Below are 4,335 nucleotides of genomic sequence, written 5' to 3' on the forward strand. Positions count from 1 at the left end.
AGGTGACCCAAGCCGTCCTGTTGGGATTGGTTCAACCAGCCCTGTGTCAGCACCTGATGGCTCATGGCCTGCCAGTTGTCGGCATGAATGCGATGGGTCAGCCGGTTGCTTATGGTGAGTATTTAGACCAAGCCGTTTATGGTGAGGTGGGAAAAGTGACCGCCATTAACCAGGATTACATTCAAAACCAGTTACAAAACGGCATTGGCGTCTGTGCGCCGATAGCAATTTCAAAATCGGGCCAAACGCTAAACGTTAACGGTGATGTCGCTGCAGCAGCGATTTCGCGGCTGTTAGAAGCTGAAAAGTTGTATCTGGTAACCGACGTCCCAGGTGTGATGGTTAATCGGCACGTCTTAAATAAGCTGACGCCGCAAAAGGCGGATCAGTTGCTGGAGACGCAAGTCATTAAAGCCGGAATGAAGCCAAAAATCAAAGCCGCGTTTGACGCGCTCAAACACGGTGTTAAAGAAGTCGAAATCACGAATGAGTTGCAACATTCCGGAACTAATTTATCAGTTGAACAATTCGCAATTTAAAGGAGATTGATATAATGAAGCATATTTTTCCAACTTATGCCCAGTACCCGATGGAAATTGTGTCGGGACACGACTGGCATTTAGTTGATAGTGATCAGAAAACATATTTGGATTTTACCAGTGGAATTGGTGTGTGCAGCTTTGGCTACAGCAATGATTGGATTGAACAAAGTGTCTTAAATCAACTGGGGAAAATTTGGCATACCTCGAATTTGTATCCCAGCCAGCTGCAGGATGACGTGGCAAAGCAACTGTGTCCGGAAGGGATGCTGGCCTTTTTCTGCAACTCAGGGACCGAAGCAAATGAAGCGGCGTTTAAATTAGCCCGAAAAGCCACTGGTAAGGGCCACATCTTAGCGTTTAACAATGGCTTTCACGGTCGTACATATGGCTCGATGTCGCTGACTGGCAATCCGGATATTCAAGCCGGCTTTCAACCACTGGTGCCAGACGTCAGCTTTGCGGACTATAACGATTTCAAAGCCCTAGACGCGATTACAGATGACTTGGCAGCCGTGATTCTTGAAGTAATCCAGGGGGAAGGTGGGGTTGTTTCCGGTGATCCCAAGTGGTTGCAGGCAGTCGATCAAAGGTGCCACGAAAAAGGGGTTCTCTTGATTATCGATGAGGTGCAGACTGGAATCGGTCGAACGGGAATGAAGTTTGCTTACCAAAACTTTGATTTGGAACCTGATATCATTACCTGTGCCAAAGCTTTGGGAAATGGGCTGCCAATCGGGGCAATGCTTGGTAAAAAGGCGTTGGCAGCCGCTTTTGGACCTGGGGCTCACGGAACGACCTTTGGCGGCAATAAGATTGCGTTATCGTCCGCCAAGGCAGTTCTTGAACAGCTGACCCCAGAATTCTTGGATCAGGTGCAACAGAAGTCGAAAGCGGTGTTTGACGTCATCGAGAAAAAGATTGCGCCACTTTCAGTCGTCGACGGCGTCAGTGGCATGGGCCTGATGATCGGGATTCATTTGAACCCGGCAATTCAGGTGGAGAATGTCATTGCCGAGCTGCAAAGCCAGGGACTACTGACCTTGTCCGCCAAACACAATACGCTGCGCCTATTGCCACCACTGGTAATGAGCAAGGCTGATTTGCTGGCAGGAATTGACAAAATTTACGAGGTGCTGGCGATGGTTTCATCGACAGTTGAATCATAGCGAAAAAGAAAAGGGGCTGTTGGCAAAACATTAGTTTTGCCAAACAGCCCCTAAGTGGATACTAAGCTTATTTAAATTTAACGGCCGTGCCATAAGCGGCAACTGACTGCATGTCAGCACCAATTGAGCCGGAATCAAACCGCATCATGACAACGGCGTCTGCGCCCATTTTGATGGCATTATCTCTTAGCCGATCAACGGAAACGTTACGGGCTTCATCCAACATCTTGGTGTAGTCCTTGATTTCGCCACCAACGATGTTCTTCAGTCCGGCACCGATGTTTCGAACGACGTTTTTGGATTGAGTGGTTAATCCGAAGACTTCGCCAATCACTTCATAGTCCTTTCCAGGGATGTGTTCCGTCGTCGTGATGATAAAATGATCTTCAGCCATAATCAGTTCCTCCAATTTTTATTAATGAACTCGTAATCATTATAGCTTAAATGATTTTCCATGCAAATTCAATTAATGTTGGTAAAAGAAAACCCGCCAAACCGAAGTTCGACGGGATGCATTTGTGTGACGCTAAATGTGGTTTAGAAAAGATCGTCATCACCATGCAATAAATATTATAACGTGCTTTGAGATGATTTGAAAGCAAAAATGTAACCGCTATTTTGAAACAGTTTCTGAAACTTTGGCTTCTTTTTCCTGAGCTGCTTGCGCCAGGATGTTCAAGTAGTTGAATGGTCGGTCAAATTGTGGCTGGAATAACATATCAACCATAGCCAAATCATCAATTGTGTTGCGATTTTGGATACATACAGAAAGCGTGTTGGCTGATTGTGAAACGTCGTAGGTACTCAACAGTGAACCACCAAGAATTCTTCTTGAGTCTGGATCGTAAACCAATGACATCAAGACAGGTTCGGTTGAGGGCATGAACTCTGGACGATAGTTGTCTTTAACAATGACTTCGTGCGCGTTAACACCCTGTTCTTTGGCAGCGGCCATGGTTAATCCAGTGGAAACGATGGTCTTATCATACAGCTTCAAACCTGATGACGATTGCGTACCCATGTATTTAACAGTTGGCTTGTCGATGTTTTTACCAACCAGGATTCCTTGACGAACCGCGTTGGTTGCCAGTGGAATGTAAGCCAAGCTTGAAGTTGGGTTGTAATGAACCGCAACACTGTCACCGGCACCGTAGATGTCTGGATCAGAAGTTTGCATGTATTCGTTGGTAATTAAGGCACCATTTTCAGTCATGGCTAATTTGCCCTTGAATAACGCAGTGTTAGGACGGAAACCAACACACATCACAACCAAATCGGTTTCAAATGAACCCTTGGTGGTCGTCACGGTCACAGTGTCATCACCAGAAATTTCAGTTACCTGTTGGTCTAAACCAAGGGTAACGCCATGGTCGGTGAAGTCTTTTTCAACGACATCAGTAAACTGTTTGTCGAAATATTTGCTCATGATGCGGTCGGCACCATCAAGCAAAGTAACGTCGTGACCCTTCGTATTGTATGCTTCTGCCAACTCGGCACCGATGTAGCCGGCACCAACGATGGTAATGCGTTTCTTAGATGGGGCAGTTTCAAATAATTTTTGGGCGTGATTCCAGTTCTTGCAAAGGTAGACGTTTTTGTTGTCGATTCCTTTGATTGGTGGAATAACTGGCCATGAGCCGGTTGTGACAACTAATTTGTCGTAAGTGTCTTCAAAGCTGTTGTTGTTTTCAAGATCAACGACTTCAATGGTTTTAGCTGAAGGGTCAACGTTTTTAACTTCGTGGTTCATCTTAACGTTGGCACCTAGTTTTTTAAGTTCGTCTGGGCTAGAATAGAACAAGCCTTGCGGATCCTTTACATGTCCCCCGAGATATAAGGCAATTCCGCATGAGAGAAATGAAATGTTGTCGTTTTTCTCATAAACAGTTACCTCAGCATCTGGATGTTCTCCTAAAATCGTTTTAATAGCGAAGGTGCCTGCATGGGTACAACCAATCACTGCAATTTTCATATTAACTTCTCCTTTTGAATAATAAAAGATTCACAAGCGATGCTTGTACTTACATATTACAAGTTATGCAAACGATGTCAACCCCTTGACAATGCGGTTTATCGGTTTTGAAATGTGAATCACATGCCGGAAGTGCTGCTCCTTCGGCGTTTACACAGTGCACAAAACAGTTGTACGCAATACAAAAATATTTTTTTCTGGAGGCCATTTTGAAATTTTCTTGGATAACTAAAAGAGACGACCCAAAGACGTTAAAAAAGTTTTTAAATGCTCAAGGCATTAGTCACAGGATGTACCGGCGACTCAAGACGAATGGCGGCGAGTTTTTGGTTAACAATCGAGAAGTTGACGGCACAGTTTCACTCCACGACGGCGATCGAATAGAAGTGATCATGCCGGATGAAGTTAGCGACCCAAACGTGGCGGTCAGTGACGGGCCAATCGTTGTGGTTTTTGAAGATGCCAATTGGCTGGTCGTCGACAAACAAGCTGGGTTGACCGTTGTCCCCGGACCGGCTAATCGTGAAGATACACTGGTTAACCGAATTAAGGGGCACTTAATCACGGAAAGGGCGACAGATTTAGTGCCCCACATTATCACCCGCTTGGATCGGTTTACCAGCGGCTTGGTATTAGTTGCCAAGCACCAGTTGGC

The 4,335-nt window shown here is 45.5% G+C and carries 5 protein-coding genes; 3 read left to right on the top strand and 2 right to left on the bottom strand.

The features are described 5' to 3' along the window. Positions 1-539 (top strand): acetylglutamate kinase (gene argB / locus AB3112_RS08690; protein ID WP_367334305.1); only part of this gene is annotated, 539 nt, incomplete at its 5' end. A 14-nt stretch (positions 540-553) separates the two neighbouring features. Continuing rightward, the gene (locus tag AB3112_RS08695) at positions 554-1,708 is read left to right on the top strand and encodes an acetylornithine transaminase (RefSeq protein WP_084974682.1); all 1,155 of its coding nucleotides are present in this window, start codon (positions 554-556) and stop codon (positions 1,706-1,708) included. Between the two features lie 67 nt (positions 1,709-1,775). Here the strand turns inward: AB3112_RS08695 and AB3112_RS08700 are convergent, their stop codons facing one another. Beyond that, a complete protein-coding gene (locus tag AB3112_RS08700) occupies positions 1,776-2,102 on the bottom strand; it encodes a heavy metal-binding domain-containing protein (protein WP_084974684.1) in 327 nt (108 codons plus the stop codon). Between the two features lie 219 nt (positions 2,103-2,321). Continuing rightward, complete coding sequence (locus tag AB3112_RS08705) at positions 2,322-3,680, bottom strand: FAD-dependent oxidoreductase (protein WP_075141208.1); 1,359 nt, start codon at positions 3,678-3,680, stop codon at positions 2,322-2,324. 209 nt (positions 3,681-3,889) lie between these two features. Here AB3112_RS08705 and AB3112_RS08710 point away from each other — a divergent pair. Next, a partial coding sequence (locus AB3112_RS08710) for a pseudouridine synthase (RefSeq protein ID WP_367334306.1) occupies positions 3,890-4,335 on the top strand: 446 nt, incomplete at its 3' end.

Origin of the sequence: Lentilactobacillus sp., assembly GCF_040773105.1 — a bacterium.
GTDB lineage: Bacteria > Bacillota > Bacilli > Lactobacillales > Lactobacillaceae > Lentilactobacillus > Lentilactobacillus parabuchneri.

Bases quoted from the DNA above. Each gene is read 5' to 3' on its own strand.
- AB3112_RS08695 (WP_084974682.1), top strand. From the start codon at position 554: ATGAAGCATATTTTTCCAACTTATGCCCAGTACCCGATGGAAATTGTG.
- AB3112_RS08700 (WP_084974684.1), bottom strand. From the start codon at position 2,102: ATGGCTGAAGATCATTTTATCATCACGACGACGGAACACATCCCTGGA.
- AB3112_RS08705 (WP_075141208.1), bottom strand. From the start codon at position 3,680: ATGAAAATTGCAGTGATTGGTTGTACCCATGCAGGCACCTTCGCTATT.